Genomic DNA, 25,555 nt, shown 5'->3' with positions numbered 1-25,555 from the left:
TCGACTACCTGCGCGATGCATCCATCCGGCGGGCACCGCTGCCCGGGCCTTTCCGTGTCACCCACACGAGTGCCCTGATCGCCGGGCGGCCCCCGGCAGCCGGAGGAAGGCCTCCGTAACGGAGAATCGCGCCATGACGACACGCGACACGGCCCACGGGGGCGGCCCGGGACACGGCCACGGCTACCTGCTGGACAACCGCCGGGCCGAGGCGGGGACACGCTTCGACGCCTTCGCCGAGCTCTTCGACCCGGTGACGTTCCGGCACGTCGACGCCCTCGGCATCGGGGCGGGGATGCGCTGCTGGGAGGTGGGTGCCGGCGGCGCGTCGGTGCCCCTCGGACTGGCCGCGCGGGTCGGCCCCGGCGGCGCCGTGGTCGCCACCGACATCGACGTGTCGTGGACCCGGGACGCCGCGGGCGGCGTGGTCGAGGTGCTCCGGCACGACGTCGCCGCCGACCCCGCGCCGCCGGGCGGGTTCGACCTCGTCCACGCCCGGCTGGTGCTGGTGCACGTCACCGACCGGGCGGAGGCGCTGCGGCGCATGGTCGGCGCGCTCCGCCCGGGCGGCCTGCTGCTGGTGGAGGACGCCGATCCCGGGCTGCAGCCGCTGCTCTGCCCGGACGAGTCCGGACCCGAGCAGCGGCTCGCCAACCGCCTGCGCTCCGGCTTCCGCACGCTGATGGCCGGGCGCGGCGCGGACCTGGCCTACGGGCGGACGCTGCCGCGGCTGCTGCGGGAAGCCGGGCTGGAGGAGGTCGGGGCCGACGCGTACTTCCCGATCACGTCACCGGCGTGTGCGGTCCTGGAGGCGGCGACGGTGCGGCACATCAGGGACGGGCTCGTGGCGGCCGGACTGGCCACCGACGAGGAGGTCGACCGGCATCTGGCGAACGTCGCCACCGGCACGCTCGACCTGGCGACGGCGCCCATGGTCTCCGCCTGGGGTCGCCGACCGCTCAGCGCGGCGGGCTCCAGTCCGGATCGCGGCCGGTGAGTCCGACCAGCCGGTCCAGCGCCGGCGCGGAGTCCGGGACGGGTACCGGCCGGCCGAAGGGCCCCGAGCGGTCGCCGGAGGCCGTCCGGAAGCCGGTGAGCAGGGCGATCGCGGCCTGCACGGCGGACTCGTCGGGGCGGTGGTCGAGCCCCGTCGCGCGGGCCAGGTCCCAGCCGTGGACCAGCAGCTCGTTCAGGGCGAAACGGCCCGCGGCGTCCGCGGGCAGGGTGATTCCACCGGCCCTCGTCTCGCCCTCCCAGGCCCCGGGGTCCCGCCAGGCCGCGGACACCTCCGTCAGCAGGACGGGCAGCAGGTCGCGCCAGGCCGGCGGGAGCTCGGGGACCGCCGCGCCGGGGTCGCCGTCCGTGGTGGGGCCGAAGTCCTTGCGGGCGGCGTCGCGGAATGCGGCACAGAGCCCGGCGATGTGCCCGATGAGGTGCGCCACCGTGTAGTCGGGACACGGCGTGGGCGCGTCGAGGTGCTCGTCGTCGATCCGCTCCAGCAGCGCGCTCACGTCCCGGGCGGCCGGGCGGAGGTCGGGATGATGCGTCATGGGGTTCCCCCGGGGGTCGGTTGTCGTCACCGCTGAGGACCGGTGCGGCGCCGGAAACTCATCGCGGGACGCGAGGACAGCCCTCCTCCGGTCGAGTCCCGGCAGGTCACGGAGGTGAGGCACGCACCGCGTGCCTCAGATCTTGACGGCGGTCAGTATTGGTCTGTGGGAATCCTTGGGTGTGCCAGGGCCGGGTGGGCGTGACGGGTGGACATGCGCGGCACGCTGTTCGCCGACGCCCCTGACGGTTTCCCCCGGTCCAGAGGCGCCGCCTTCGCCGTCGTCGACGCACGGGGCACCGTGACGAACTGGACCCCCGGCGCGGAGCGGCTGCTCGGCTGGACGACCGCCGAGGCCTGCGGGCCGGTGTCCCGGCTGCTGTGGTCACGCCCCGACGGCGCCCGCGTCGCGGGCATCATGGGCGCGGAGCACTCGGTCTTCCTGGGCCCCCTGCTGCTGCGGCACCGGGAGGGCGAGCCGGTCGCGGTGGTGCTGTGGGGACATCCCCTCGCGCCGGACCGCTGGCTGCTGCAGGCGGAGAACGCCGAGGCGGTGCGGCAGGACGACCTGCTCGGCGCGCTGCTGCGCGGCCTGTTCACCGAGTCGCCGTTCATCATCGACGTCTTCGACACGGACCTGCGCTTCCTGGCCCGCAACGACTCCCAGATCCGCGCGACGGGCTTCCCCGAGGACTTCGTCGGGTGCACCATGCGCGAGGTGGCGCCGCCCGGGCTGCTGGACCCGGACGCCTTCGAGGCACGCCAGCGGCTGGTGCTCAGCTCGGGCCGGGCGATGATCGGCAGCGAGGTGCGCGGCCGCGACCCCCGCGACCCGGACCGGGACACGGTCTGGTCGGAGACGATCCTGCCCCTGCGCGGCGCCGACGGTGACGTGGTGGCCCTGGCGCACATGGTCTTCGACCTCACCACGGAGGCCCGGGCGCGGGAACGGCTCGACCTGGTCAACGAGGCCAGCGCGCGGATCGGCAGCACCCTGGACGTGCTGCACACGGCGCAGGAGCTGACGGACGTGGCCGTGCCGCGGTTCGCCGACTTCTCCTACGTCAACCTGGTGGACTCGGTGCTCGGTGGTGAGGAGCCGCTGCCCGGGCCGGTCGCCGACACGGTGCCCCTGCGCCGCGCCGCGGCGACGATGGTCCCCGGCGGCCCGGCGCGCACCGTGGTGGCGCCGGGCGACGTGGACACCTTTGCGTCCCTGCCCGGCACCCCGGCCGCACGGGCCCTGGCCACCGGCAAGCCCGTCCTGCTCACGGGCGAGGAACTGCTGGTCGAGCTGGAGGCCGCCGATCCCGCCCGGGCGGAGCTGATCCAGGGTTTCGCCGTCCGGTCCTGGCTCCTGGTGCCGATGTTCGCGCGCGGGGCGGCGCTGGGCGTGGTGCTCTTCATCCGCTTCACCCGGGCACACTCGTTCGAGGCGGACGACGTCATGCTCGCGCAGGAGTTCGTCGCGCGCGCCGCGGTCTGCATCGACAACGCGAGCCGCTACACCCGCGAACGGGCCACGGCGCTGGCGCTGCAGCGGAACCTCCTGCCGCAGCGGCTGCCGGCGCTGGCGACCGTGGACGCCGCCTCGCGCCACCTGGCACGGGGCGGCCACGCCGGGCCCGGCGGCATCTGGTTCGACGTCATCCCGCTCTCCGGCGCGCGTACCGCCCTGGTCATCGGCGAGGCGGGCGGGCACGGGCTGCACTCGGCGGTGTCCATGGGCCGCCTGCGGACGGCCGTGCGGACGCTGGCGGACCTGGACATGGCCCCGGAGGAACTGCTCACGCACCTGAGCGACCAGGTCAAGCGGTTCCACGAGGAACAGGGCGGGCCCACCCCCGGGATCTCCGCCCCGACGTGCCTCTACACGATCTTCGACCCGATCACCATGCGCTCCGCCGTGGCGAGCGCCGGGCACGCGATGCCGGCACGGGTGAGCCCCGACGGCGAGGTCTCGGTGGCCGGGACCCCGGCGACGCCCGCGCTGGGCACCGGCGGCGTGCCCTTCGAATGCTCGGAGGTGGCCCATGCCGACGGTGACCTCCTCGCCCTGTACACCGAGGGGCTGCTCGCCCCGGCGTCCGGGGACGGGGCGGTGCTCCGGCTCGGCGAGGCGCTGGCCGGGGCCGGTCGCGGGTGCGGGCCCGGCGAGATCGCCGACGAGGCGCTGCGCCGGCTCGTGCCGGGCGGGCATCCCGGGGAGGACGTGGCACTCCTGGTGGCACGGCTGCACCGTCTGCCGCCGGACCGCCACGCCACCTGGGACCTGGCGGGCGCGCCGGAGTCGGTCGGGCGGGCGCGCGGTCTGGTGACCCGGAAGCTGGCCGAGTGGGACCTCGCGGAACTGGAGTTCACCACCGAACTGCTGGTCAGCGAACTCGTCACCAACGCGATCCGCTACGGCTCACCGCCGGTGCGGCTGCGGCTGATCCGCGACCGCCGGCTGATCTGCGAGGTCGGCGACGGCAGCAGCACCTCCCCGCACGTCCGGCGCGCCCTGGAGACGGACGAGGGCGGACGCGGGCTCTACCTGGTCTCGCAGCTCGCCTCCCTGTGGGGCACGCGCTACCACGCCCGCGGCAAGACCATCTGGGCCGAGCAGCCGCTGCCCGCACCGGGCGGGGACGACGGCGGCTGACCGGGACCCGGTCCAGGCAGGGCCCGACACGGCAAATTTCCCGATTCTGCAACATCGGGCCGGTTCGCCGTCGATGGCGTTGACACCGTCACGACCGAACTCCCACCCTGGTGAATACGTGAGCGACATTTCTACCGAAAAGGGACGAACCATGGCGATAGGCAGGGAGAACCGCAGCCGAATCCGGCACCTCGTCGGAGCGTCGTGCGCCGCAGCGCTGCTCGCCGGAACGGTGGGCGTGGCGAGCGCCCAGGCGGCGCCTCAGACGACGAAAGCCACGACGGAGGCCTCACGCCTGGCGCCCGGCGAGGACTGCACGAGCTACCACAACGACAGCGACGGCAACCCCGTATGGGAGCCGCCGGGCTGCACCCCGCCATGAGGTGAGCCGGCCCGCCCGCACGTCCGCTAGAACGTGATCACCGACACCGAACCGGAGGTCGCGTCGGCCACGTAGACGCGGCGCTCGTCCGGCGACACCGCCACCCCCTCAGGGCTGGAGCCCACCGCGATCGCGCCGCCCACCGTACGGTTCTCCTCGGTGTCGATCACCGACACCGAACCGGAACCCCCGTCGGCCACGTAGACGTGCCGCCCGTCCAGGGACATCGCCATCCCCGCGGGGCTGGAGCCGACGGGGACGGGATCGCCGACCGTACGCTTCTTCGCCGCGTCGATCACCGACACCGAACCCGATCCCCCGTTGGCCACGTACACCCGGCTCCCGTCCGGCGACACCACCACCCCCTCAGGGCGACGGCCGACGAGTACGGGATCACCCACCGTACGGTTCTCGGCGGTGTCGATCACGGACACCGAGGCCGAGGTCCTGTTGCGGCCGAAGCTGGTCACGTAGACCCTGCGCCCGTCGGGAGACACCGCCACCCCCCGCGGGAAGCGGCTGACGGGGATGGGATCGCCGACCGTGCGGTTCTTCGCGGTGTCGATCACCGACACCGAACCGGACGTCCCGTTGGCCACGTAGACCCGGCTCCCGTCCGGCGACACCGCCAGCCCCTCCGGGCTGGAGCCCACGGAGATCGCATCGCCCACCGTGCGGTTGCTCGCTGTGTCGATGACCGAGACCGAGCCCGCGTAGTTGTTGGTCACGTAGACCTTGCGCCCGTCCGGTGAGACCGCCACCCCCTTCGGGAAGCGGCCCACGGGGATGGGGTCGCCCACGGTGCGGTTCAACTCGGTGTCGATCATCGACACCGACCCCGAGCTGTAGTTGGCCACGTAGCCCCGGCCCCCGTCCGGGGACATCGCCACCCCGTGCGGGGAGTCGCCGACCTTGATCGACTGCACGGATGTCGGTGTGGTGTGCCCAGGGCCCGGGGAGGGGGACTGCGCCAGGTAGATGCCGCCGCCCACCAAGGCCAGCGCCACCAGCACCACCGCGGCGACGAGCCCGGCCCGCCGGCGCCGTGGCCGGGGCGGACCGGAGCGCGGCGGGCCCCCGCCGTCCTTCGGCGGCAGCGGGCCCGGGGGCGGGCCGGGCCGATCGCGTTCCTCCTGCCCGGCCGGCGGCGGGAGTTCGGCCGGCGGCGGGAGTTCGGTCGTCGGGGCGGCCGACGACTGGGGGCGCGGCGGCTTCGGTGCGGGGGACCGCTCGGGCGGTGGGGTCCCGGCGGGGGCCGCCGGCTCCGCCGCAGGGGCCGGGTGGAGGTGGTACGGCTGGGCGGCGACGGCGGAGAGCCGCCGGGCGACCTCCTCCGCGCCCATCCGGTCCGCGGGGTCCTTGGCGAGCAGTCCCACGAGGACGGGTGTCAGCCGGGTCTCCCGGCGGGGCGGGGCGGGCGGCTCGAAGAGCAGGGCGCTCAGGGTGGTGAGGGCGGTCTCGCGGTCGAAGGGCCCGGTGCCCTCCAGCGCGTAGTACAGGGTGGCGCCGAGCGAGAACAGGTCGCCCGCCGCGGTGGGCGGCCGGTTGTTGGCCCGCTCCGGGGCCATGAAGCGCGGGGTGCCGAGGATCTCCAGGGTCGCGGTGAGACGGGTCTCGCCCGAGCTGGGCTCCAGGGCGATGCCGTAGTCGGTGAGCATCACCCGGCCGCCGCCCTCGGTGGGGTAGGAGGGCCGCGAGCCGGGATGGGTCAGCAGGATGTTGGCCGGTTTGACGTCGCGGTGCAGGATGCCCAGCCGGTGGCCCTCCAGGAGGGCGTCGAGCACGGCCAGCCCGATCCGGGCGACCTCCGCGGGCGGCAGCGGACCGCGCTCGCGCACCACCGCCTCCAGGTCCATGGCACCGGGGACGAACTCCATGACGATCCACGGGAGGCCGTCCTCCTCCACGATGTCGTGGACGGTGACGACGTGGGGGTGGTTCCGCAGCCGGGCGGCGTGCCGGGCCTCGCCGCGGGCCCGGGCGATGCGGGAGCTCACCTCGCGTTCGGGGACACCGGGCGGCAGGACGATCTCCTTGACCGCGACCTCGCAGGCCAGCTCCTGGTCGTAGGCGAGCCACACCCGTCCCATGCCGCCGACGCCGAGCCGGCGCAGAAGCCGGTAGCGACCGGTGACCACGCGCCCGACGTCCTCGTGCGCTCCTGTCATGGCACTTCCTCGGCGAGCGGTGAAAAGCCCCTCCTCCACGTATCGCATATCGTCTGAAGTGCAGCAAATCGCCGAAAAAGTGCGCCACTCGTGCGCCTTCCCGCGACCGCAGGCTCAGCCGGCCGGGGCCCTGTGCGCACCGCCGGACACGACGGGGACGGGCAGCTCGGTGACGGACGCGGCGCCGGAGGTGCTGCGCAGCAGGAGCAGCGCGGCGTCGTCGTGCAGCTTGCCCCCGACGTGGTCCAGCAGGTCGTCGTGGAGCGCGGCCAGGGTGCGCGCGGGGTCGTCGGTGAGGTGGCGCGTGACGCGCTCGTCCAGGGGGTAGAAGCGGCGGCCGCGGTCACGGGCCTCGATGACGCCGTCGGTGTACAGCAGCAGCTGGTCGCCCTCGGAGAAGGGCAGCACCTGGAGCACCGGCTCCTCCCCGGCGAGGGCGCGCAGCCCCAGCGGCGGGACGTGGCCGGAGGACTCGACGGCGAGGACGTCGCCCCCGCGCAGCAGCAGCGGATGGGCGTGGCCGCAGTTGACGACCTCCATGCGGCCCGGGCGGGGGTGCCCGACGACGACGGCGGTGACGAAGTCGTCCGGGCCGAGGTTGCGGGCCAGGCTGCGCTCGATGCGGTCGACGACGTCGAGCAGGTCAGGCTCGTCGTAGGCGGCCTCGCGGAACACGCCCAGCACCAGGGCGGCGGTGCTCACCGCCGGCAGGCCCTTGCCGCGGACGTCGCCCACGATCAGCCGCACCCCGTACGGGGTGGGCACCAGGGCGTACAGGTCGCCGCCGATCCGGGCCTCCGCCGCGGCGGCGCTGTAGCGTACGGCCACCTGGAAGGGGCCGACGGTCTCCGGCACGGGCAGCAGCAGCGCGTGCTGCGCCGCCTCGGCGACCGACCGGACGGCCGCGAGCACGCGCTCGCGGCGCCCCCGGACCGCGGCGCCCAGCGCGCTCGCCAGGGTGACCGCGGCCAGCGCGGCCACCACGATGGCCAGCTTGTCGCCGGGCGTTCCCTTGTCGGCGCCGAGGACCGCGGCCAGCGCCACCGCGAGCACGCCCACCCGCAGGACGCACCACGGACCCCCTACGGCGGCGGCGAGTGCCGGTCCGACGGCGAGCAGAGGCAGCCAGTCGGGACCGCTGCCGCTGACGAAGGCGACGAGGGCCACCCCGCAGATGATCGCAAGGGGCGCTCCCGTGGCGACGTGCCACGTCGGCCGGCCGCCATGCCGCTGGTCCGGGGCTTGACTCATGTTCGTCCGCAATCCCTGCCTGTGCGAGGCGTCACACCGCCGATGTCCGTTTCCACCAGTTAATGGGTGTATGCACCCCGACCACAAGGGCGGGAATTTCAGATAGTGAGCGACAGGCCCCGGGTCACCCGGCTCGCCGTGGGGAGCAGCTTGGCGCGCACCTCTTCGAGGGCGGCGACCCGGTCCGCGCGCAGCGACACACCGAGCGAGCCCAGCGTGCTGCCGCTGTAGACGGGCACCGCGACGCAGACCGTCCCCAGGGCGTACTCCTCCAGGTCCATGACGGCGGGAGGGGCGGGGGCGCTCTCCAGGCACCGCAGCAGCTCCGCGCGGTGGGTGATCGTGCGCGGGGTCAGGTCGGCCAGCGGGTGACGGGAGAGGTAGTCGTTGCGGGCCTCCTCGTCCAGCTCGCGCAGCACGCACTTGCCGAGCGCGGTGGCGTGCCCCGCCTCCTCGAAGCCCACCCAGAGGTCGACCCGCGGGGTCCGGGGGCCGTCGACGATGTCCGCCACCCGGATCTCGCCGTCCTCGTAGAAGGTCAGGTAGGCGGCGGCCGACAGGTCGTCGCGCAGCGCGGCCAGCGCCGGGCGGATACGGCTGAGTGGCATCTGCGGGCGGCTCGCAGCGTGCAGGGCCTCGATCTTCTCGCCGAGGGCGAAGCCGCCGTCGGCGAGCTTGCGCACGTAGCCGTCGTGGGTGAGGGTCCGCAGCAGGTGGTAGGCGGTGGCGAGCGGCAACCCGGTCTCGCGCGCCAGCTGTTTCGCCGGCACGCCGCCCTCGTGTGCGCCCACCACTTCCAGCAGGCGGAAGGCCCGCTGGACGGACGTGATGAGCGTCGGCCCGCCCTGAGCAGCCATGTTTCCAGCCTGCGCCCGCCGCCCGGCCACGGCAAGCGACGGGTGGGAGCCCGCCGCCGTACGTCTCGTACCGCTTTGCGCGGATGCCTGCGTCACCGCGTACGGCTGTGCCAGAGTGACGGCACGGCGGTGCTCACCCAGGGGGAACGGTGCCGATGGACCTCATCGTCACGACGCAGGCGCGGGACGCCGAGGACGAGCTGCGCTCGTTCCACACCTGGCTGCTGGACGACTCCTATGTGCGGCGCAACGCCAAGGTCGCCCTCCAGGGGCGCGGGCCCGCGGTAGGCCTCATCGGGGGCGTCGGCGTCGGCGGCACCCCGGAAGGCATCCGGATCGCCCTTGACAGCGGCTTCCGGCTGGCCAACCTCGCCCTCGCCTGGCGCGCCTGGCACGCGGCCCGCTCCTCGGCCCCCGAGATGACCTTCGAGCACGACGGCGTCACGGTCACCCTCTCCGGACAGGACGTCGAGACGGCGACCCGCGTCCTCGAGGCACTGCGCCCCACCGACCGGTGAGCCGCGCGGCCGGCGCGACGAGCAGTTCACGGCCACGTTGCGGAAGAGCCCGGCCACGGGCGGCTGGACCCACCTCGCCGAGGGGAACGTCGAGGGAACACCGTCACCGTGCGCCGGGAGGAACGGCTGGACCGCTGAGGGGTGTTCATGCCAAGGCGCGCACGGTGGCGGCCAGGGACCGCCAGGCCAGGTCGGAATCGGGCGTGGCGCGGTGCGGGGAGCGGAAGTCGCCGAGGAAGGAGGCGACGTCCTCCAGTCGCCAGCGCAGCCCGTACAGGGCGAGGGCGTCCGGGTCGGGGCGGCGGCCGGCCGCGTCCTGGTAGCGGTCGAGGTCCTCGGGCCCGGTGACGACCAGCCACAGGTCGCGCTCGGGCGGGGCGAGACCGACGGTGTCCCAGTCGACGAGCGCGTGCCCCGCTTCCTGCCGCAGCAGGTTGCCGGGGTGCGGCTCGCCATGGGTGACGACGTGTTCCCCTCCCGCGCGTTCGAGCGCGGCGGCACGCCGGTCGAACTCCACGAGCCGCCGCCGGAGCGCCCCCGCGTGCTCGCTCGTCAGGGCCCTCGCCCGCTCTCCGTACGGCCCCCCTTGCCAGGGGTCGCGCAATCCGGCGAGCGCCGCTTCCAGGGCGGCCCGCCCGGGGAGGGCGAGTCGTGGGCGCGGGATGGGGGCCGGGGGCGGTGTCCGGTGGAGCACGGCGAGGGTGTCCAGCAGGGCGCCGCGTCCGCACGCGTCGAGACGGTCGCCGAAGTCGCCGGCGACGCCGTCCACGTACGGGAAGACACTGACCCCGTACCGCGCGCCGATCCTGCGCACCGTGCCGCCCCCGGCGGCGGGCAGCGGGGCGACCACGAAGTCCCGGCCCGCGCGTTCCCGCAGGGCGAGTGCGGTGTCCATGGCCCGGCTCAGTCCCTCGAAGGCGGACTCGGCGTCCGCCCCGCAGTGCTGCTTGTGCGTCAGGTCGGCGACGGTGACGAACCAGCGCCGGCCGCGGGCGTCCGCCGCCGTCCAGTGGTGGTCTCCGAAGCCGACGGGCTCGTAGGTCCATGACGCGGCGTCGATCCCCCACCCGCGCAGCGCCTCGCCCAGCTCCTCCTCGCCGACTCCCTCGGGCCGTTGCCTCATGCGGCGACCCTACGGAACGGCTCCCGCCGGGGTCCAGGGCGGGGCGGCGGCAGGGGGAAAGCGCGTGCGGCATAGAGTGCTGATCATCCGTCCCCCCGGAAGGACCGACGTCCATGTATGACGCACTTCTCGCCGAGACCGTGACCGTCACCGGTCACGGCGGCGACCGCATCGAGGCGTACTCCGCCCGCCCCATGGCCCCCGGTCCGTACGGCGGTGTCGTGGTGATCCACCACATGCCCGGCTACGACGACCCCACCAAGGAGATCACCCGGCGGTTCGCGGCGGAGGGCTTCGCCGCCGTCTGCCCGAACCTCTACAGCCGTGAGGCGCCCGGCGCGTCGCCGGACGACGCGGCCGCGGCGGCGCGCGCCCGGGGCGGCGTGCCCGACGAGCGGTTCCTGGGGGACGCCGCCGGCGCCGCCGAGTACCTGAGGGGCCTGCCGTCCTCCAACGGCAAGGTCGGCGTGATCGGTTACTGCTCCGGTGGCCGCCAGGCGTTCCTCGCCCTGGCCTCGCTGGACGTGCAGGCGGGCGTCGACTGCTACGGGGCCTTCGTCGCCGGCACGCCGCCCGAGGGCTTCCCGCTCCAGGTCGAGCCGATCGTGCACCTGACGAAGGACCTGCGCGGCCCCCTGCTCGGGCTGTTCGGCGCGGAGGACAGCTACCCCTCCCCCGAGCACGTCGCCGAACTGGAGGCCGAGCTCAAGGCGCAGGGCAAGCCGTACGAGTTCCACACCTACGAGAACGCCGGCCACGCCTTCTTCGCCGTGAACCGGCCGAGCTACCGCACCGAGGCGGCGGTCGACGGCTGGTCGAAGGTCCTGGCCTTCTTCAAGGAGCACCTCTGATGTGCACGTACCTCACCGAGAAGATCCGCATCGACGGCAGCGGCAAGGGCGCCCAGGGCTACTTCGGGCTGACCGAGGCCATGGTCTACGTCGACCACCCGCAGCACGCGCCGTACGAGCACACCGTCAACATCGACTTCCTCAACCCGGCCCTGGGGCCCTCGGCCCGGGTCGCCGTCGAGCTCACCGAGGAGGCGGCGCTGGCGCTGGTCGACGCGATCCGCTCCGCGCTGGCGGCGGCCCCGCCCGGGCTGGCCTCCTCCGGGCAGGCCGCACCGGCGGCGCGCTGACGGCGCGGGCCGTCACCCCGGGACCGCCACCTGGATCAGCGCGTGCGTGCCGCTGGTGCGCCACGCGGTGCCGGCGGCGTCCAGCCGGGCCACGGTCCCGGGGGCGAGCCCCGCGACGGTGTCGGACTTCAGCGTGCGCAGGGTGGCGACCGGCCCCGGGAAGTAGGCGGTGACGTCCCCGAACGGCACCGTCGGGGGCCAGAGCCGGTCGTCCACCAGGCGCCGGTAGTTGAGGTCGCCCTTCATCACCGTCAGCCGCGCGGCCGCGAAGCGTTCCCGCAGGTCGTCCGGCATGTCGCGGTAGCCGAGCGGCGCGCAGGCGAAGGGGTGCGCGGCCAGGGTGAGCCGCCCTTCGCGCAGGGCCGCGAGCAGGCGCCCGCCGATGCGGGCGGCCTCGCCGGGGGCGGCGGTCATCCGGCGCAGGCAGGACAGGACGTCCTGGGTGGTGGCGTCGGAGACGTAGTACGGGCGCGGTTTGACGAGCAGGTGGACCTCGTCGGCGCGTCCGCTCGCGAGAAGGCCGTCGACGAGGGCGAGGTCGGCCAGGACCTCGCGGGCGCTGTTGTCGGTGACCACGACGACCGTGCCGCCGTCCAGCAGGGACCACAGCCGCTCCGACTCGTCGGCGACGAGGGTGCCGGACGCCTCGGGGCCGGCCGCGTCGGCCACCATGGTGAAACCGAGGTCCGCCTGGTTGCCCCACACGGCGGCCGCGAGCAGCGCGTGTTCCCGCTCGGCGGGGGCGAGCCCGGGCAGCCCGTCCAGGGCGGCGAGGTCGGCGGCGAAGCCGGGACCGTCCAGCTCGGCGTCCTTGAACGGCGCGAACAGGTCCACGCCGTGCCACGCCCCGGCGGCGAGGTACCCGGCGGGGTCGAGCAGCCGACGGTAGAAGTACGACTCCGACCACAGGAACGGCAGTTCCGCCCACGGCCGCCCGAAACGGCCCTCGCCCCACTCCTCCCACGCCGCCAGGTCCGGCGCGTCCCGCGGCAGCGGGGCGACCGTGCCGGACCGCGACTCCTCCAGCAGCGCCGCGAAGTCCCGGCGGCGCTCCGGTCCGTACGGGACGGCGTCCAGGATGCGCCGGACCAGCACCGGGTGCCGCTCCTGGAAGACGCTGCGGGCGAAGGACCCGGGCGCGTCACAGGTGATCGGCGGCGCCTGCGCAGGCGCGGGGCCGCGGGTGTCGTCCGGGTGTGGGTGTCCACCCATGCGTCGTCGTCCTCCAGCGGTCGGGGGCGGGGCAGCGGTCGCGGGCATTCTCACAGGTAGCGGCGGGGAAGTGGCGGCACCCGGGCCGTGCGCGGGCGCACGGTACGCGGAGTTCCCCTCGGGCGGGGCTTCGGGCACGCTGTCCGCGGCGGGACGGCCGGGAGCGACGGGGAGGGCTCATGACAGGGGCGCGGCACATGGCGGCCGGGGGCGACGAGGTGCCGGTGACGGCCGTGCTGAGGGAGGTGGGGCCACGGGCGGCGGAGGTCGTCGCCGTCCTGGGCGGGCTGACCGGTCTGGGCACGGAGCACTGCCGGGCCCTCATCCGCGGGACCCCTCTCGTCGTGCTGCGGAACGCACCGAAGGAGGATGCCGAGTCGGCCGTCGCCGCGCTGCGCGCCGCCGGGGCCACCGCCGAGGTCGGAGGTCCGGAGCGGACGCCTGACCTCGACCGGGCCCTCACCTGGGGACGGGAGCGGCCGCTGCCGCCCGAGGTGGCGGGTCTGCTGCGCAAGGTGGGGGCTCCGTCGCGGCTCGCGGCCCATCTGCGGCTGGTGCACGACGTGGCCTGTGAACTGGTCGACTGGGTCCGGCAGTACGGCCCGGCCCTGGTCGTCGACCGTGAGGCCGTGCTCTTCGGCGCGGCCACCCACGACATCGGCAAGGCACTGCACGTCGCGGAGTTGTCCGGGCCGGGCAGCGCCCACGAGACGGCGGGCCGTGAGTTGCTGCGGGCGCGGGGCGTCGCGCCGCGCCTGGCGCGCTTCGCGGCGACGCACGGTTCGTGGACGGACGCGGCCGTCACCATGGAGGACCTGCTGGTGAGCGTGGCCGACAAGGTCTGGAAGGGCAAACGCGTCACGGAGCTCGAGGACCTGGTCGTCGACCGGCTGGCAGCGGCGACCGGCGCAGAACGCTGGGAGGTGTTCCTGGCGCTGGACGCGCTCCTCGGCGACATCACCGCCGACGCCGACCGCCGGCTGGCCTTCCAGGCGTCGTTCCCCGCGGTCCGGGAGGCTGGGGGTCGCGCCTGACGGGGGCCGGAGCCGGGCGGCGGGTGAGACCCTCTCCCGGTTCCGGCCACCACCGTGGACACCGCGTGGACACGGTCAGCCCAGGTGCCGCACGAAGAAGTCGGCTGCCTCCCTGCCGACCCGGACGCGGACGTCCGGGTCGGCGGGCTCCGGCGCGAAGAAGTCGTCATGGCGGACGTCGGGGCCGGCGCAGCGGACGCTCGCCGTGGGGACGTGTTCCGCGTACGGCCTGGTGTCGACGTCGTACGGGTTGACCGTGTCGGCACCGCCCCAGCGGATCCCCACCGGCACCCGCACGGCCGCCAGGCTCCGCGGGGTCACGAATCCCCCGACGCCCGGGGCCACTTGGAAGACCGCCCGCACCCGTGCGTCCGACAGGTCGGCCCCCGCTCCGTCGATCGCCCCCCGCGCCGACGGGTCGTCCGGGTACTTCTTCCGGTGCGCCTCGAGCACACCGGGGAACTCGGGGATGTCCGGTACCGGTACGGCCCCCGACAGCACGGCCCGCAGGACGTCCGGGTCGAGGCGCGCCCCGGCGAGCGCCACCGCCGTGTGGGCGCCCACGGAGAAGCCCGCCGCGCCGACCGGCCCCAACGGCTGTTCCCGGGTGAGCGCGTCGAGGGCGAAGGAGACGTCCCGTGGCCGCTCCCACACGTGGAGGAAGCCCTCCGGCTCGTAGCCGTCGACGAAGTTGTTGCCGTGGTGGTCGAGGGCCAGCACCCGGAAACCCGCCTCGCGCAACGGATCCACCAGCCACTCCATGGCGCCTCCCGAACCTCCGGTGCCGTGCGACACGACGACCAACGGGGCAGGCACGGACGGCGGTTGCTCCGGCTCCCACAGGTAGAGCCGGACGGGGCGCGGACGACCCGGCTCCCGCCAGTCCTGGCGGGACTCGTCGTACAGGACTCGTATCTGCGGCTGCTCCGGCCCGGAGATCGTCATGACGCCATCGTAGGAAACGCGACGGCCGGCCGGACCGCGGCAGGACGGGGAAGCCGTTCGCCGCGCCGACCGCCGTACGCGCGCTTCAGCAGCCGATCTCGCCCGGAACCCCTCGGTGCGCACGCTCGGGAGTCCGCGGAACCGGGCTCCGAGCAGGTGCACCGCCGGCTATCGAGATCGCCAGCCCCTCGGTCAGCCATCGGTGAGCCACCGTCATGTTCAGCACCCGCCCGCCCGTGACGGTGCCGACCAGGGCCCAATAGCGTTCCAGGCGGGGGTCGAAGCCCGACGACCTCGACACCATTCCGTGCAGGTATGCGCGGAAGGCGGGGGTGTCCGACTCCCGGCGGGCTCGCGCATGGGCGGACACGAAGGCGTTCACCGCATCCCCGGCGCCGGGCGGCAGGCCCTGGGCCAAAGCGGCGGCCGTCGCAGCGGCGGCATCGTCGATCTCCCCGTAGAAGGCCGGGCCGTCCCTCATCTCCTCGTCGTGGTCCTGGGTCCAGCGGGTGAAACTGGGTGTGGAGATGAGCAGATGAAGCTCGGCGTAGGCCAGGACCGTAGCGGGATCGGGGTCCCGCGGCGGGTCGGGGCAGAGCATGGCGATCATGATGTCGAGCCGGCGCTTGGGCATGGCCGCGGACAGCTCGCGATACCAGTGGTCGGTGAGGGTGCGATGCGCCTGCGGGAGCCGCTGCACGCGAGAGAGGATCTCCAGACGCCGGAGCCGTTCCTCGCTCGGGGCCTCGTCCAGGGACTTGAGTGTGGCCTGGCGCCACCGCAGTTCGGTCAGTCGTTCCTGCACCGCTTCGAGCTCGGTCGCCACCAGTTCGCCGAGGGAGCGCTCACCGGTGACCACCTGCGTGATGGTCGCGATCGGAGTGTCCAGCGCCCGTAAGCGTCTGATGAGACGGATCCGTTCCCACGCTTCAGGACCGTAGCGCCGATGACCGCCGGCGCTACGGCCTGCCACGGGCAGCAGACCGCTGTCGGAGTAGTAGCGGAGAGTCTTCACCGGGACCCCCGTTCCGGCCGCGAGTTCACCGATGCTCCACGTGTCTTGCGTCACAGGCTCTTGAACCTCCAGCGCGCGGGAGGTCCTAGCGTACTGATCACCGGCCACGTCGGTCCGCACCCTCTTCCCCACCGCTCAGGCCTCGTTCCGGCCTCATGCGGCCCCGTCAGACCACGAAGGGTGGAAACGCATGTCCCCGACCATGACAACACCGCGTCCAGGCCGAAGAGACAGGCTCCGTGCGGTGCTCTTCCCCTTGCTCTGCGCGGTGGCACTACTCGCGGGCACCGCCGTGCCGGCGACCGGCGCACCACCCGGTTCCCCGCACTCCGCGGGGCCGGGCGGTACCGTCGTACGGACCGACCACGGCCTGGTACGCGGCGTGTCACACGGCTCGTACACCACCTTCGACGGCATCCCCTACGCCGCACCGCCGACCGGACCGCTGCGCTGGCGCGCCCCGGTGCCCGCCGCCGCATGGCAGGGCGTCCGGGATGCGACGGCGGCGGCTGAGCGCTGTGTGCAGATGCCGGCACCAGGTGCGGGCGCGGTCCTCGGGTCGGAGGACTGCCTCTACCTCAACGTCACCATGCCGACGCGGAAGCCGGCCGGGCAGAAGCGGCCCGTACTGGTGTGGTTGCACGGCGGCGCGTTCCTTGGCGGTTCCGGCAGTGACTACGGCACCGGGCAACTGGCGGTCCGGGGTGACACGGTCGTCGTGACGGTCAACTACCGGCTGGGGATCTTCGGCTACTTCGGCCACCCCGGGTTGGGCTCCGCCCCGCCGTTCGGCCTGGCGGACCAGCAGGCCGCCCTGCGCTGGGTGCGGGCGAACGCGGAGCGCTTCGGCGGCGATCCGGGCAGTGTCACGCTCTTCGGCGAGTCCTCGGGCGCCCTCAGCATCTGTGCGCACCTCACCTCGCCGGCGGCCGCCGGACTCTTCCAGCGGGCCGTGCTCCAGAGCGGTTCCTGCCACATGTCCTTTCCACGCGGCGCTCTCGGACCCGGCACACCGGCGTACGAGCCGTTCGCCTCACAGCGCGAGGTCCAGACGGCCGGTGCGGAAGCCGCCCGGCAACTGGGCTGCACCGAGGGCGGCGGAGACGAGGTGCTGGCGTGCCTGCGCGGGCAGGGCACGGATCGCCTGGCCACCGCGCAGCTGATGCAGTCCTTCAACCGGCCCGCCTTCGGCAATCCGCTGCTGCCCGCGGCGCCGGACCAGGCGCTGGCGTCCGGACGCTTCCACCGCGTGCCGGTCGTCCAGGGCACCAACCACGACGAGATGCGGATGTTCGTCGGCCTGTCGCTCGCCGCGTTCCCGATCCGCACCGAGGACGACTACCGCGCCCGTCTGGTGGACGCCTTCGGGCCCGCAGCCCCCGCCGTCGAGGCACGGTATCCGGCAGCGCGGCACCCCACGCCCGCACTGGCCTGGGCCTCGGTGCTGACCGATCGATCCCTCACGTGCACCACACTGGCAGCCGGCCGGGCCATCGCCGCCCGTGCCCCCGGCCTCCCCCTCTACGGCTACGAGTTCAGCGATCCGGACGCCCCTGTCCTCGCCGGTCTGCCGGCGAACCCGGGCTTCCCCTACGGTGCGGCGCACGGCTTCGAGATGCCGTTCCTGTTCTCCTCCTTCCCCACCGAGCGACCGCTGACCGACGCCCAGCACGCCCTGTCCGACCGGATGGTCGACTACTGGACGGGCTTCGCGCGCACCGGCAACCCGAACACCCCTGACGCCCCGCCCTGGCCTGCCCTGCACCCTTCGTCACCTCTCGCGCGGTCGGTGCAGTCGTTGGCTCCCGGACCAGGCGGAATCCACCCCGTCGACGCGTACTCCGCCCACCACTGCTCGTTCTGGGACCGCCTGCCTCGGTGAGCCTGCGCGCGATCGGCTCCGGATCGGCTCCGGATCGGGCGGCATCGGCGGCGCCACACCGGGTACGCGACGCAGCACGGCAATGTCCGTGGCACCCCCGAACGCTTCCTCCGGAAGGAGTCGAAACGATGGGCTGGTGGCGAAGCGCCGCTTGCGCAGACGAGGATCCGGAACTGTTCTTCCCGGTCAGCTCCTCAGGCCCGGGCGCGGGGCAGGAAGCCCGCGCCAAAGCGGTCTGCGAGAGGTGTCCGGTGGTCGGCGACTGCCTCGAGTGGGCACTCAGTACCGGCCAGTCCCCCGGCATCTGGGGCGGTACGTCCGAGGAGGAGCGCCGCGCGCTGCGCCGCCGTGCCGCCCGCAGCGGGTGAGCGGTCCCCCGCCCCGATGCCGTCCCCCCTGTGGGCCCACCCGCGGACGGCACCCGCCCTGACCCGGACGCCCCGGACGCCCCGGCCGGGGCGTCCGGGGGCTCACGCGGCCGTCAGACGCGGCGGCGCCGGGTCAGCGGCGACGGCCGCGCCGGCGCCGGGCGCCCGCACGGCGGGCCGGACCCGGCAGGCGGACCGCCACGAACAGGGTGACCAGCCACGTCACCACGAAGGCGCAGACGACCGCGAGCAGCGTCGTGACGGTCGCGGCGATCAGCAGCCCGAAACACACGATCGCCAGCAGCGCCAGCAGCAGGGCGCGTGGCCGTCGCAACAGGTCAGCCGGCCCCGGGCCCGGCCGTGGGTTCGGCTCCGGGTCCAAGCGCATCGTGCGCAACTGACGTTCCAGCACGTCGTCGTCGCGCAACAGGTCCTCGATCTCCGCCAGCGCACGCCGTTCGCGCTCCGTGAGCCCCGAACCCTCCATCACCGCCCCCTCCACCACCCGCCCATGCCTGTTCCTTACCCCGAATGGCGGAAGGGATGAGGGGTACTCGGTCGCGGAGTCGCAGAATGTCCGGTGTCGTGACGGAGGGATCCCGATCATGTTGATGGCCCATCCCGTGGTTCTGCACATGCTGGTCGAGCAGTACGAGACGCTGCGGGCCGCGAACGCCGACGACGGCGGATCCGAGGCGCGCATCCGGGTGGAGGACGTGGCGTACACGCTGTGCGTCGCCACGGGGACCACGGACGTGGAGGCCGCGCTGGCCGCCGCCCGCAGCAGGCTGCCGGGGGCACGGCCGGCGGACGGTCGGGGCCACGGTTCCTCAGGCGGGGCCGCGTGAGCGGCGGGCTCCCGGGTACGCGCCCCTCAGCCGAAACGGCCCGAACCGGGAGGAACGCATGACGACGAACGCCACGCCCCCCAACGATCCGGTGCCCCCGAACCCCACCCCGTCGCCCGGCCCCCTGGGCCCGGAGCCCGGTCCGGCGCCCGGGCCCGTGCCGCCGGTCGGCCCGGACCCGCTGCCGCCCACGCCCGCGCCCGCGCCGCCCGGGCCGGACCCCGTGCCCCCGGACCCCACGCCGCCGGGCCCCGGACCCGAACCCGGGCCGCTCCCGCCTCCGGGCCCCAGCCCGCAGCCCGCGACCTGAGGGGAGCCGGCCGCGCCCGCGAGCGGGACTTCGCCCGGACCCCGGAGCCGGAGGGTGGGGTCGTCGCGATGGGCGCTCGGGTGCGTGGACGGGGCGAGGCCGCCCTGTGGTGCGGGCGGCAGGAACACCCGGTGCCGGGCGAGTTGGTCGCGGGCCGGCGGGACGCGGAGGACCACCTGCTCCACGACGGGCGGGAGTTGGTCGGCCACGGCGAACTCCGGCTCGACGCCGAGGAGGACGAGGTCGAACCGGCCCGCCTCATCGTCGCGCCCGCCGTCCGTCTCCGCGGCCGCGGCCGCGGCGACGGACGGCGTCCGGTCGCCGGGTTGGCCGCCCGGGCCCGGCTGACCGGCCTGGCCGAGGTCCTCCTGCGCGTCCACCCCGACAACTCCGACGGGATGGATTGACATGTTCGCCTCACGCATTGACTCTTGAGAGCGCTCTCAGCACCTTTTCGCCCCTCGTGGCGTCCCTCCGCCCCCACACAAGGAGGAAGCGCGTGCACATCCGACGCAAGCCCCTCGCGGCCCTGCCGGCCGCGCTGCTGATGACGGTCGGCCTCACCGTCCTCGGCACCACGTCCCCCCGCGCCGAGGCCGCCGTCCCCGCCACCATCCCGCTGACGGTCACCAACAACTCCGGCCGCAACGAGCCCGTCTACCTCTACGACCTGGGCACCGAGCTCGCCACCGGCCGCCAGGGCTGGGCCGACGCCAACGGCGCCTTCCACCCCTGGCCGGCCGGGGGCAACCCGCCGACCCCGGCGCCCGACGCCTCGATCGCCGGACCCGCCAACGGCAGGTCCGTCACCATCCGGCTCCCCAAGTTCTCGGGCCGGGTCTACTTCTCCTACGGCCGGAAGCTGGACTTCCGGCTGACCACCGGGGGCCTGGTGCAGCCCGCGGTGCAGAACCCGTCCGACCCCAACCGGGACATCCTCTTCAACTGGTCCGAGTACACGCTGAACGACTCCGGGCTGTGGATCAACAGCACGCAGGTGGACATGTTCTCCGCCCCGTACGCCGTCGGCCTCAAGCGCGCCGACGGCAGCAGCACCACCACCGGGCACCTCGTGCGGGGCGGCTGGAACGGCTTCTTCGCCGCCCTGCGGGGCCGGACGGGCGGCTGGGCGAACCTCGTCCAGACCCGCGCCGACGGCACCGTGCTCCGCGCCCTCTCCCCCGGCCACGGGATCGAGACGGGCGCGCTCCCGCGCACCGTGATGGACGACTACGTGAACCGCGTCTGGCAGAAGTACTCCACCGCGACGCTCACGGTGACCCCCTTCGGCGACCGGCCCGGTACGAAGTACTTCGGACGGGTCTCCGGCGGCGTCATGAACTTCACCGAGACCTCCGGGACCGTCGTCACCTCGTTCCAGAAGCCCGACGCGGACAGCGTGTTCGGCTGCCACAAGCTGCTGGACGCACCGAACGACCTGGTGCGCGGCCCGATTTCGCGCACGCTGTGCGCCGGTTTCAACCGCACCACCCTGCTCACCAACCCCGCCCAGCCGGACACGAGCGCGGCCGGCTTCTACCAGGACTCCGTGACGAACCAGTACGCCCGGGAGATCCACGCGCGGATGGCCGACGGCAAGGCGTACGCCTTCGCCTTCGACGACGTGGGCAACCACGAGTCGCTGGTCAACGACGCCAACCCGCAACAGGCCTCCCTCACGCTGGACCCGCTGGACTAGTCCTCCGGCGACCCGGGGCCGGGCCGACCGGGCTCGATTGTCGGTGGCCCGGCCTAGGGTGGGGACGACACAGGCACCGCGACGAGAGACTGGAAGTCCCCATGACGACCCTTTCCGACCGTCCGAACACCGCGCTGCTCGTCATCGACGTGCAGAACGGGGTGGTGGCCGGCTCCCACAACCGGGACGACGTCATCGCCAACATCAACACCCTGCTCGGCAAGGCGCGGGCCGAGGACGTGCCCGTGATCTGGGTGCAGCACTCGGACGAAGGCCTGCAGAAGGGCAGCGAGAGCTGGCAGTACGTGCCGGAACTCGTGCGCGAGGAGCCGGAGCCGCTGATCCACAAGCGCTACGGGGACTCCTTCGAGGACACCGAGTTGGAGGCGGTGCTCGCCGACCGCGGCGTGGGCCGGCTCGTCGTCACGGGTGCCCAGACCGACGCCTGTGTCCGCTCGACCCTGCACGGCGGGCTCGTCCGGGGCTACGACGTCACGCTCGTCGGCGACGCGCACACCACGGAGGACCTCAGCGCCTACGGGGCACCGGCCCCGGAGTTGGTGATCGCGCACACCAACCTCTACTGGAAGCACCAGAGCGCCCCCGGTCGCCGCGGCGGCACCGTCGACACCGCGGACGTCTCCTTCGCCGCGGCCGGGACGGGCTGAGCCCTCCGGGCCGACGACCCGTGGGTCCCCGGCGCCGACCGCCCGTCGGGGCTCACGGCGCCGTCCGGTGGTGGTAGGCGCACAGCTCGCTGAAGCCCGCCCGGTCGTAGAGCCGCGCGGCGGGGGCGTTGTCGCGTTCCACCTGCAGGTACATGCTGTCCGCGCGCTGCCCGGCGGCCCAGTGCGCAAGTGCGGCGAGGACCGCGCGGGCCGCGCCCTTGCCGCGGGCGCCGGGGAGGGTGGCCATGCCGAACAGGCCCGCCCAGCCGGTGTCGGCGACGGCGCGGCCACCGCGACGGCCTCGCCGCCGATCGTGGCGCACGCGTAGGCCGAGGGCCGCTCCACGCGGTGGAGCAGGTCCCTTTCGGCACCGGAGCCGCCGTGCACCGCGCGCCACACGCCGAACCAGCCGTCCGTGGGGCGGTCCTCCAGCCGGACCGGCGGGGCGGCGCCCGCCGCGGCCTGCTCGCGCACCTGGGCGGTCCGCTCCGTGCACAAGGACATCGGGCTCCCGGGGCGGTAGCCGCGCCCTGCCGGGAAGGCGTCGAGTCCGGGCGGGCAGGCCCCCGGGCTGATCCGGAACCGGGCGGTGGCATCGCGGGCGGCGTAGAACTCCGCGACCGTGGCGACCCGGTGGGCCAACCGGCCGGTCACGTCGGCCCAGTGGGGCAGGACCGTGCCCACCCACCAGGAGCAGCCTGGGGCTTGCCGCAGCCACCACCCCTCGGTGACCTCGACGTACGCGGCCGGAAGCGCGCGGGCCGCCCGCTCCTGCAGAGCGCGCAGGGTGTCCGGACCGCCCACGGTGGACGGCGACGAAGCCGGCACGCTCACCCTCCCGATCCACGGGGCTCGGTCCCCGCAGGTCATGGCCCGTCAGCGGGCGCCGTGTCCCGCGTGGACCGCCGCGGCGTGGATCGGTCCCGTCGTGCCGCTGAGCGGGGACCCGGAGCCGCCGCGCCTCCCGGCGATGATCTCGGCGGCGATGGAGACCGCCGTCTCCTGAGGTGTGAGGGCGCCGATGTCGAGGCCGATCGGCGAGCTGAGGCGGGCGAGTTCGGCGTCGGTCAGGCCCGCGTGCCGGAGGCGCTCGAGGCGGTCCTCGTGGGTGCGCCGGGAACCCATCGCCCCGACGAAACCCAGGAACGGGAGGCGCAGGGCCACCTCCAGCAGCGGCACGTCGAACTTCGGGTCGTGGGTGAGGACGGCCACCATCGTCCGGGCGTCGACGCGGCCCCCGGCGGACTCGGCGGCGAGGTAGCGGTGCGGCCATTCGACGACGACCTCGTGGGCGTCGGGGAAGCGGGCCGCGGTGGTGAACACGGGGCGCGCGTCGCAGACCGTGACGCGGTGGCCGAGGAGCGCGCCCTGGCGGGCGAGGGCGGCGGCGAAGTCGGTGGCGCCGAAGACCAGCAGGCGCGGCGGTGGCGCGTAGGAGCGGACGAAGACCCGCCGTTCGCCGTAGCGGCGCTGCGCGCTCGTGCCGCGGGCCAGCATGGCGCGGGCGTCCCCGGCCACAGCCTCGTCGAGGACGGCGGAGCCGAGGCCGCCCGAGCGTGCCCCGGTGCGCACCACCATGCGGGTCCCGGCACCCGGACCGGCGACCACCGTGGCCACCGCGACCGCCCGGCCCGCCGCCATGTCGTCGAGGACGGCGGGCAGTTCGGGGAAGGTGGCCGGGGAGACCGGCTCGACGAAGACGTCGATGGTGCCGCCGCAGGTGAGGCCGACCGCGAAGGCGTCGTCGTCGCTGATCCCATACTGGTGCAGCTGCGGCGTCATCGTACGGACGACCTCCCGCGCCACCTCGTACACGGCGGCCTCGACGCATCCGCCGGACACGCTCCCGGCGACGTCGCCCTCGGCGGACACGGCCATCGCCGCGCCCGGGGGACGGGGCGCGCTGCGGTAGGCGCCGACGACGGTGGCGAGTCCGATCGTGCGTCCCGCCGCGTACCAGGCCCGGAGCGGGCCCGCGAGCTCTCGCACCGCGGGCCTCAGACGAGCCAGACGATGAGCAGGACGAGCACGACGACCGCGACGGCGGCCGGGATCGCCCGCTTGAGCACGGCGCCCTTGGCGACGCCCATGAGGTCGATCGGCTCGGGTTCCGCCGTGGGCCGCACCGGGCCGGGTGCCGTCCCGGGCGCGGGTGCCGGGCTTTCGGCGTCGCCTTGCGAGCCCCCTTCCGCGGCCCCTTCCCCTCCCCCTTCCCGTTCCGCCTCGGTGCTCTCCGCCGCCGGAGGCGTCGAGGGCGCCGCTGCCGCGGCCGACGGCTCGGTGCCGTCCCCGCCGTCCCCGCCGCTCCCGCCGACCCCGCCGACCCCGCCACCCCCGCCACCCCCGCCGACCGCGGCGGGCTCGGGAGCACGCTCCTCGGCCAGTTGCCGCTCCAGGGCCTCCACGAACTGGCCCAGCAGCTTCCTGCTGACCTCTTCGATCATGCCCTTGCCGAACTGCGCGATCTTCCCGGTGACCGTCAGCCGGGTCTCCACCGTCACCATCGTCGCCTCACCCTCGGGAACCAGCCGCGCGGTGATGCGCGCGTCGGCGTTGCCCTGGCCCCGGGCGTCACGACCGCGCGCCCGCAGCACCGCGGTCCGGCTCGCGGCGTCCTGCTCCTCGAAGGCGGCGGTGCCCTTGTACTGGACGGTCACCGGGCCGACCTTCACCTTCACGAGGCCGTTGTACGTGTCGCCGTCCCGCCCGGTGAGCTGGGCGCCCGGCATGCACGGCGCGATCCGCTCGACGTCGGTGAGCAGGGCCCAGGCCTGGTCCGGCGGCAGGCTCACTCGGAACTCGTTGGTGAAGTCCATCGAGGGCAGACCTCTCTTCCGGTCGTGGCGTCATCGGCGGTCCCGGACGGTGCCCACACCTTGGGCCCGCCGTCGCAGGCCGTCAACGCGCAGTTCAGCGTTCGCTTAAGACGCCGGTCGCGGGGCCGCCCGGGGAGCCCGCACGCCCGGGTCGTCAGCTCCAGAGCGTGACGTGGACCGGCGGCCGGAACTCCGTGAGCGGCACGCCGTTGGAGCGGGCGAGCAGGGCCTGCGTGGCGGCGGGGGTGGTGACGAACCGGCACAGGGCGGCGGCGACCGCGGAGCGCCGGTCCGAGGCGAGGGTGCTCGCGTACAGCATCCCGTTGATCGGCATGCCGAGGACGTCGAGGACGACGAGGTGCGAGCGCCGCAACTCCTCGCGCACGACGTGCAGCAGGGCCAGCGTCACCCCGTCGCCCGCGGCGACGGCGTTGAGCGAGGCGGTCACGCTGGGGAAGGCGGTGGCCTTGGCGGGGTCGACGCCGATGCGGGCGAGGAAGGCACCGGCGAGGGTGTCGGGGTCCATGCCGGCGGGGCCGAAGAGCCAGGGCTCGCGACCGAGCCGCCCGGGGGCGATACGGGAGTGCTGCCGCAACGGGTGACCGGGTGCCGCGACGACGACCAGCTGGAAGCGGAGGAAGGGCACGGACTCGATCGCCGGGTGCGGGGCCGGCGCGGGCCCGATCGTGACGTCGGCCCTGCGGTCCCTGAGCAGTTCGCCGAAGACCCCGACGGGCACCGCCAGCGTGTCGGCGTCCAGGTCGGGCTGGCGCCGTCCGAAGGACGCGAGAAGGGCGGGCAGCACCTGCTCGGCACCGGTCTCGGTGGACGCCACCCGCAGTTGGACGGTGCCGGCGCTGGCCTGCCGTACGCGGTGGCGGGTCTCCTCCGCCAGGCCGACGATCTCGGCGGCTCCCGCGGCCAGGCGCTGTCCGCCCGGGGTGAGGCTGATGCCGCCGCCCGCGCGGATGAAGAGGACGTCGCCCAGTTCGCGGCGGAGCGCCGCGACGGCCCCGGACACCGCGGGCTCGGTGACGCCCAGCGACTCGGCGGCAGCCTTGACCGATCCCAGTCGGGCCACGGCGACGAAGGCCCTCAACTGCGTGAGCGTCATGGGGACATTAC

Annotated in this window: 26 protein-coding genes; 13 read left to right on the top strand and 13 right to left on the bottom strand. The window is 74.4% G+C overall.

Features of this window, described 5'->3' with window-relative positions:
* The first annotated feature begins 133 nt into the window (after positions 1-133).
* Positions 134-997, top strand: coding sequence for a class I SAM-dependent methyltransferase (locus tag AC1VWI_RS38575; RefSeq protein WP_499515680.1), 864 nt, complete (start codon positions 134-136; stop codon positions 995-997).
* Here AC1VWI_RS38575 and AC1VWI_RS38570 read toward each other — a convergent pair.
* On the bottom strand, positions 960-1,550 hold the full coding sequence (locus tag AC1VWI_RS38570) for a TIGR03086 family metal-binding protein (RefSeq protein WP_499515679.1): 591 nt from the start codon (positions 1,548-1,550) through the stop codon (positions 960-962). The genes AC1VWI_RS38575 and AC1VWI_RS38570 overlap by 38 nt on opposite strands.
* A gap of 213 nt (positions 1,551-1,763) precedes the next feature.
* On the opposite strand from AC1VWI_RS38570, the gene AC1VWI_RS38565 reads away from it, so the two are divergent.
* Entirely contained in the window at positions 1,764-4,193 is a 2,430-nt protein-coding gene (locus AC1VWI_RS38565; RefSeq protein ID WP_499515678.1) for a SpoIIE family protein phosphatase, read from the top strand.
* Positions 4,194-4,344: 151 nt separating this feature from the next.
* Entirely contained in the window at positions 4,345-4,575 is a 231-nt protein-coding gene (locus tag AC1VWI_RS38560; protein ID WP_499515677.1) for a hypothetical protein, read from the top strand.
* 26 nt (positions 4,576-4,601) lie between these two features.
* Here the strand turns inward: AC1VWI_RS38560 and AC1VWI_RS38555 are convergent, their stop codons facing one another.
* The 3 genes from AC1VWI_RS38555 to AC1VWI_RS38545 form a co-directional block, all read right to left on the bottom strand.
* Complete coding sequence (locus AC1VWI_RS38555) at positions 4,602-6,743, bottom strand: protein kinase domain-containing protein (RefSeq protein WP_499515676.1); 2,142 nt, start codon at positions 6,741-6,743, stop codon at positions 4,602-4,604.
* Between the two features lie 114 nt (positions 6,744-6,857).
* Complete coding sequence (locus AC1VWI_RS38550; RefSeq protein WP_499515675.1) at positions 6,858-7,994, bottom strand: PP2C family protein-serine/threonine phosphatase; 1,137 nt, start codon at positions 7,992-7,994, stop codon at positions 6,858-6,860.
* Between the two features lie 98 nt (positions 7,995-8,092).
* On the bottom strand, positions 8,093-8,851 hold the full coding sequence (locus AC1VWI_RS38545) for an IclR family transcriptional regulator (RefSeq protein ID WP_499515674.1): 759 nt from the start codon (positions 8,849-8,851) through the stop codon (positions 8,093-8,095).
* Positions 8,852-9,006: 155 nt separating this feature from the next.
* Here AC1VWI_RS38545 and AC1VWI_RS38540 point away from each other — a divergent pair, with 155 nt between their 5' ends.
* Positions 9,007-9,369, top strand: a complete 363-nt coding sequence (locus AC1VWI_RS38540) for an effector-associated constant component EACC1 (protein WP_499515673.1) — start codon at positions 9,007-9,009, stop codon at positions 9,367-9,369.
* Between the two features lie 145 nt (positions 9,370-9,514).
* Here the strand turns inward: AC1VWI_RS38540 and AC1VWI_RS38535 are convergent, their stop codons facing one another.
* On the bottom strand, positions 9,515-10,492 hold the full coding sequence (locus AC1VWI_RS38535; RefSeq protein WP_499515672.1) for a phosphotransferase: 978 nt from the start codon (positions 10,490-10,492) through the stop codon (positions 9,515-9,517).
* 113 nt (positions 10,493-10,605) lie between these two features.
* Here AC1VWI_RS38535 and AC1VWI_RS38530 point away from each other — a divergent pair, with 113 nt between their 5' ends.
* Entirely contained in the window at positions 10,606-11,343 is a 738-nt protein-coding gene (locus AC1VWI_RS38530; protein WP_499515671.1) for a dienelactone hydrolase family protein, read from the top strand.
* A complete protein-coding gene (locus tag AC1VWI_RS38525) occupies positions 11,343-11,633 on the top strand; it encodes a DUF6295 family protein (RefSeq protein WP_354800525.1) in 291 nt (96 codons plus the stop codon). Before AC1VWI_RS38530 ends, AC1VWI_RS38525 begins: the two co-directional genes overlap by 1 nt.
* Before the next feature lie 12 nt (positions 11,634-11,645).
* On the opposite strand, the gene AC1VWI_RS38520 is transcribed toward AC1VWI_RS38525, so the two are convergent.
* Positions 11,646-12,845 carry a damage-control phosphatase ARMT1 family protein gene (locus tag AC1VWI_RS38520; protein WP_499515670.1) on the bottom strand — a complete coding sequence of 400 codons (1,200 nt, stop codon included), beginning with the start codon at positions 12,843-12,845 and terminating at the stop codon, positions 11,646-11,648.
* Positions 12,846-13,024: 179 nt separating this feature from the next.
* Between AC1VWI_RS38520 and AC1VWI_RS38515 the strand changes: the two genes are divergently transcribed.
* A complete protein-coding gene (locus AC1VWI_RS38515) occupies positions 13,025-13,879 on the top strand; it encodes a ribosomal protein L7/L12 (RefSeq protein ID WP_499515669.1) in 855 nt (284 codons plus the stop codon).
* 75 nt (positions 13,880-13,954) lie between these two features.
* Here AC1VWI_RS38515 and AC1VWI_RS38510 read toward each other — a convergent pair whose 3' ends face one another.
* Positions 13,955-14,824 carry an alpha/beta hydrolase family protein gene (locus AC1VWI_RS38510; protein ID WP_499515668.1) on the bottom strand — a complete coding sequence of 290 codons (870 nt, stop codon included), beginning with the start codon at positions 14,822-14,824 and terminating at the stop codon, positions 13,955-13,957.
* 85 nt (positions 14,825-14,909) lie between these two features.
* Positions 14,910-15,893 carry a MerR family transcriptional regulator gene (locus AC1VWI_RS38505; RefSeq protein WP_499515667.1) on the bottom strand — a complete coding sequence of 328 codons (984 nt, stop codon included), beginning with the start codon at positions 15,891-15,893 and terminating at the stop codon, positions 14,910-14,912.
* A 190-nt stretch (positions 15,894-16,083) separates the two neighbouring features.
* Here AC1VWI_RS38505 and AC1VWI_RS38500 point away from each other — a divergent pair, with 190 nt between their 5' ends.
* Both AC1VWI_RS38500 and AC1VWI_RS38495 read left to right on the top strand, forming a co-directional pair.
* Positions 16,084-17,721 carry a carboxylesterase/lipase family protein gene (locus AC1VWI_RS38500; protein ID WP_499515666.1) on the top strand — a complete coding sequence of 546 codons (1,638 nt, stop codon included), beginning with the start codon at positions 16,084-16,086 and terminating at the stop codon, positions 17,719-17,721.
* 128 nt (positions 17,722-17,849) lie between these two features.
* Positions 17,850-18,089 (top strand): WhiB family transcriptional regulator, encoded by a 240-nt coding sequence (locus AC1VWI_RS38495; protein ID WP_499515665.1) that lies wholly within the window; start codon positions 17,850-17,852, stop codon positions 18,087-18,089.
* A gap of 133 nt (positions 18,090-18,222) precedes the next feature.
* On the opposite strand, the gene AC1VWI_RS38490 is transcribed toward AC1VWI_RS38495, so the two are convergent.
* A complete protein-coding gene (locus AC1VWI_RS38490) occupies positions 18,223-18,576 on the bottom strand; it encodes a DUF3040 domain-containing protein (RefSeq protein WP_499515664.1) in 354 nt (117 codons plus the stop codon).
* A 118-nt stretch (positions 18,577-18,694) separates the two neighbouring features.
* Between AC1VWI_RS38490 and AC1VWI_RS38485 the strand changes: the two genes are divergently transcribed.
* The 4 genes from AC1VWI_RS38485 (at position 18,695) to AC1VWI_RS38470 (ending at position 21,614) form a co-directional block, all read left to right on the top strand.
* Positions 18,695-18,937, top strand: a complete 243-nt coding sequence (locus AC1VWI_RS38485) for a DUF5133 domain-containing protein (protein WP_499515663.1) — start codon at positions 18,695-18,697, stop codon at positions 18,935-18,937.
* A 378-nt stretch (positions 18,938-19,315) separates the two neighbouring features.
* On the top strand, positions 19,316-19,654 hold the full coding sequence (locus tag AC1VWI_RS38480) for a hypothetical protein (RefSeq protein WP_499515662.1): 339 nt from the start codon (positions 19,316-19,318) through the stop codon (positions 19,652-19,654).
* A gap of 140 nt (positions 19,655-19,794) precedes the next feature.
* Positions 19,795-20,946 (top strand): glycoside hydrolase family 64 protein, encoded by a 1,152-nt coding sequence (locus tag AC1VWI_RS38475; RefSeq protein ID WP_499517015.1) that lies wholly within the window; start codon positions 19,795-19,797, stop codon positions 20,944-20,946.
* Positions 20,947-21,047: 101 nt separating this feature from the next.
* The gene (locus AC1VWI_RS38470) at positions 21,048-21,614 is read left to right on the top strand and encodes a cysteine hydrolase family protein (protein ID WP_499515661.1); all 567 of its coding nucleotides are present in this window, start codon (positions 21,048-21,050) and stop codon (positions 21,612-21,614) included.
* A 52-nt stretch (positions 21,615-21,666) separates the two neighbouring features.
* Here the strand turns inward: AC1VWI_RS38470 and AC1VWI_RS38465 are convergent, their stop codons facing one another.
* From AC1VWI_RS38465 to AC1VWI_RS38450, 4 genes are all read right to left on the bottom strand, one after another.
* The gene (locus AC1VWI_RS38465) at positions 21,667-21,936 is read right to left on the bottom strand and encodes a GNAT family N-acetyltransferase (RefSeq protein WP_499515660.1); all 270 of its coding nucleotides are present in this window, start codon (positions 21,934-21,936) and stop codon (positions 21,667-21,669) included.
* Between the two features lie 554 nt (positions 21,937-22,490).
* A complete protein-coding gene (locus tag AC1VWI_RS38460; RefSeq protein WP_499515659.1) occupies positions 22,491-23,603 on the bottom strand; it encodes an XdhC family protein in 1,113 nt (370 codons plus the stop codon).
* An 8-nt stretch (positions 23,604-23,611) separates the two neighbouring features.
* Entirely contained in the window at positions 23,612-24,430 is an 819-nt protein-coding gene (locus AC1VWI_RS38455; protein ID WP_499515658.1) for an SRPBCC family protein, read from the bottom strand.
* Between the two features lie 154 nt (positions 24,431-24,584).
* Positions 24,585-25,544 carry a LysR family transcriptional regulator gene (locus tag AC1VWI_RS38450; protein WP_499515657.1) on the bottom strand — a complete coding sequence of 320 codons (960 nt, stop codon included), beginning with the start codon at positions 25,542-25,544 and terminating at the stop codon, positions 24,585-24,587.
* Positions 25,545-25,555: the final 11 nt, after the last annotated feature.

Source organism: Streptomyces sp. TOM-9, from assembly GCF_056858595.1.
Note: the sequence above shows the minus strand (reverse complement) of the source record. Positions and strands in the feature narration are given on the sequence as shown.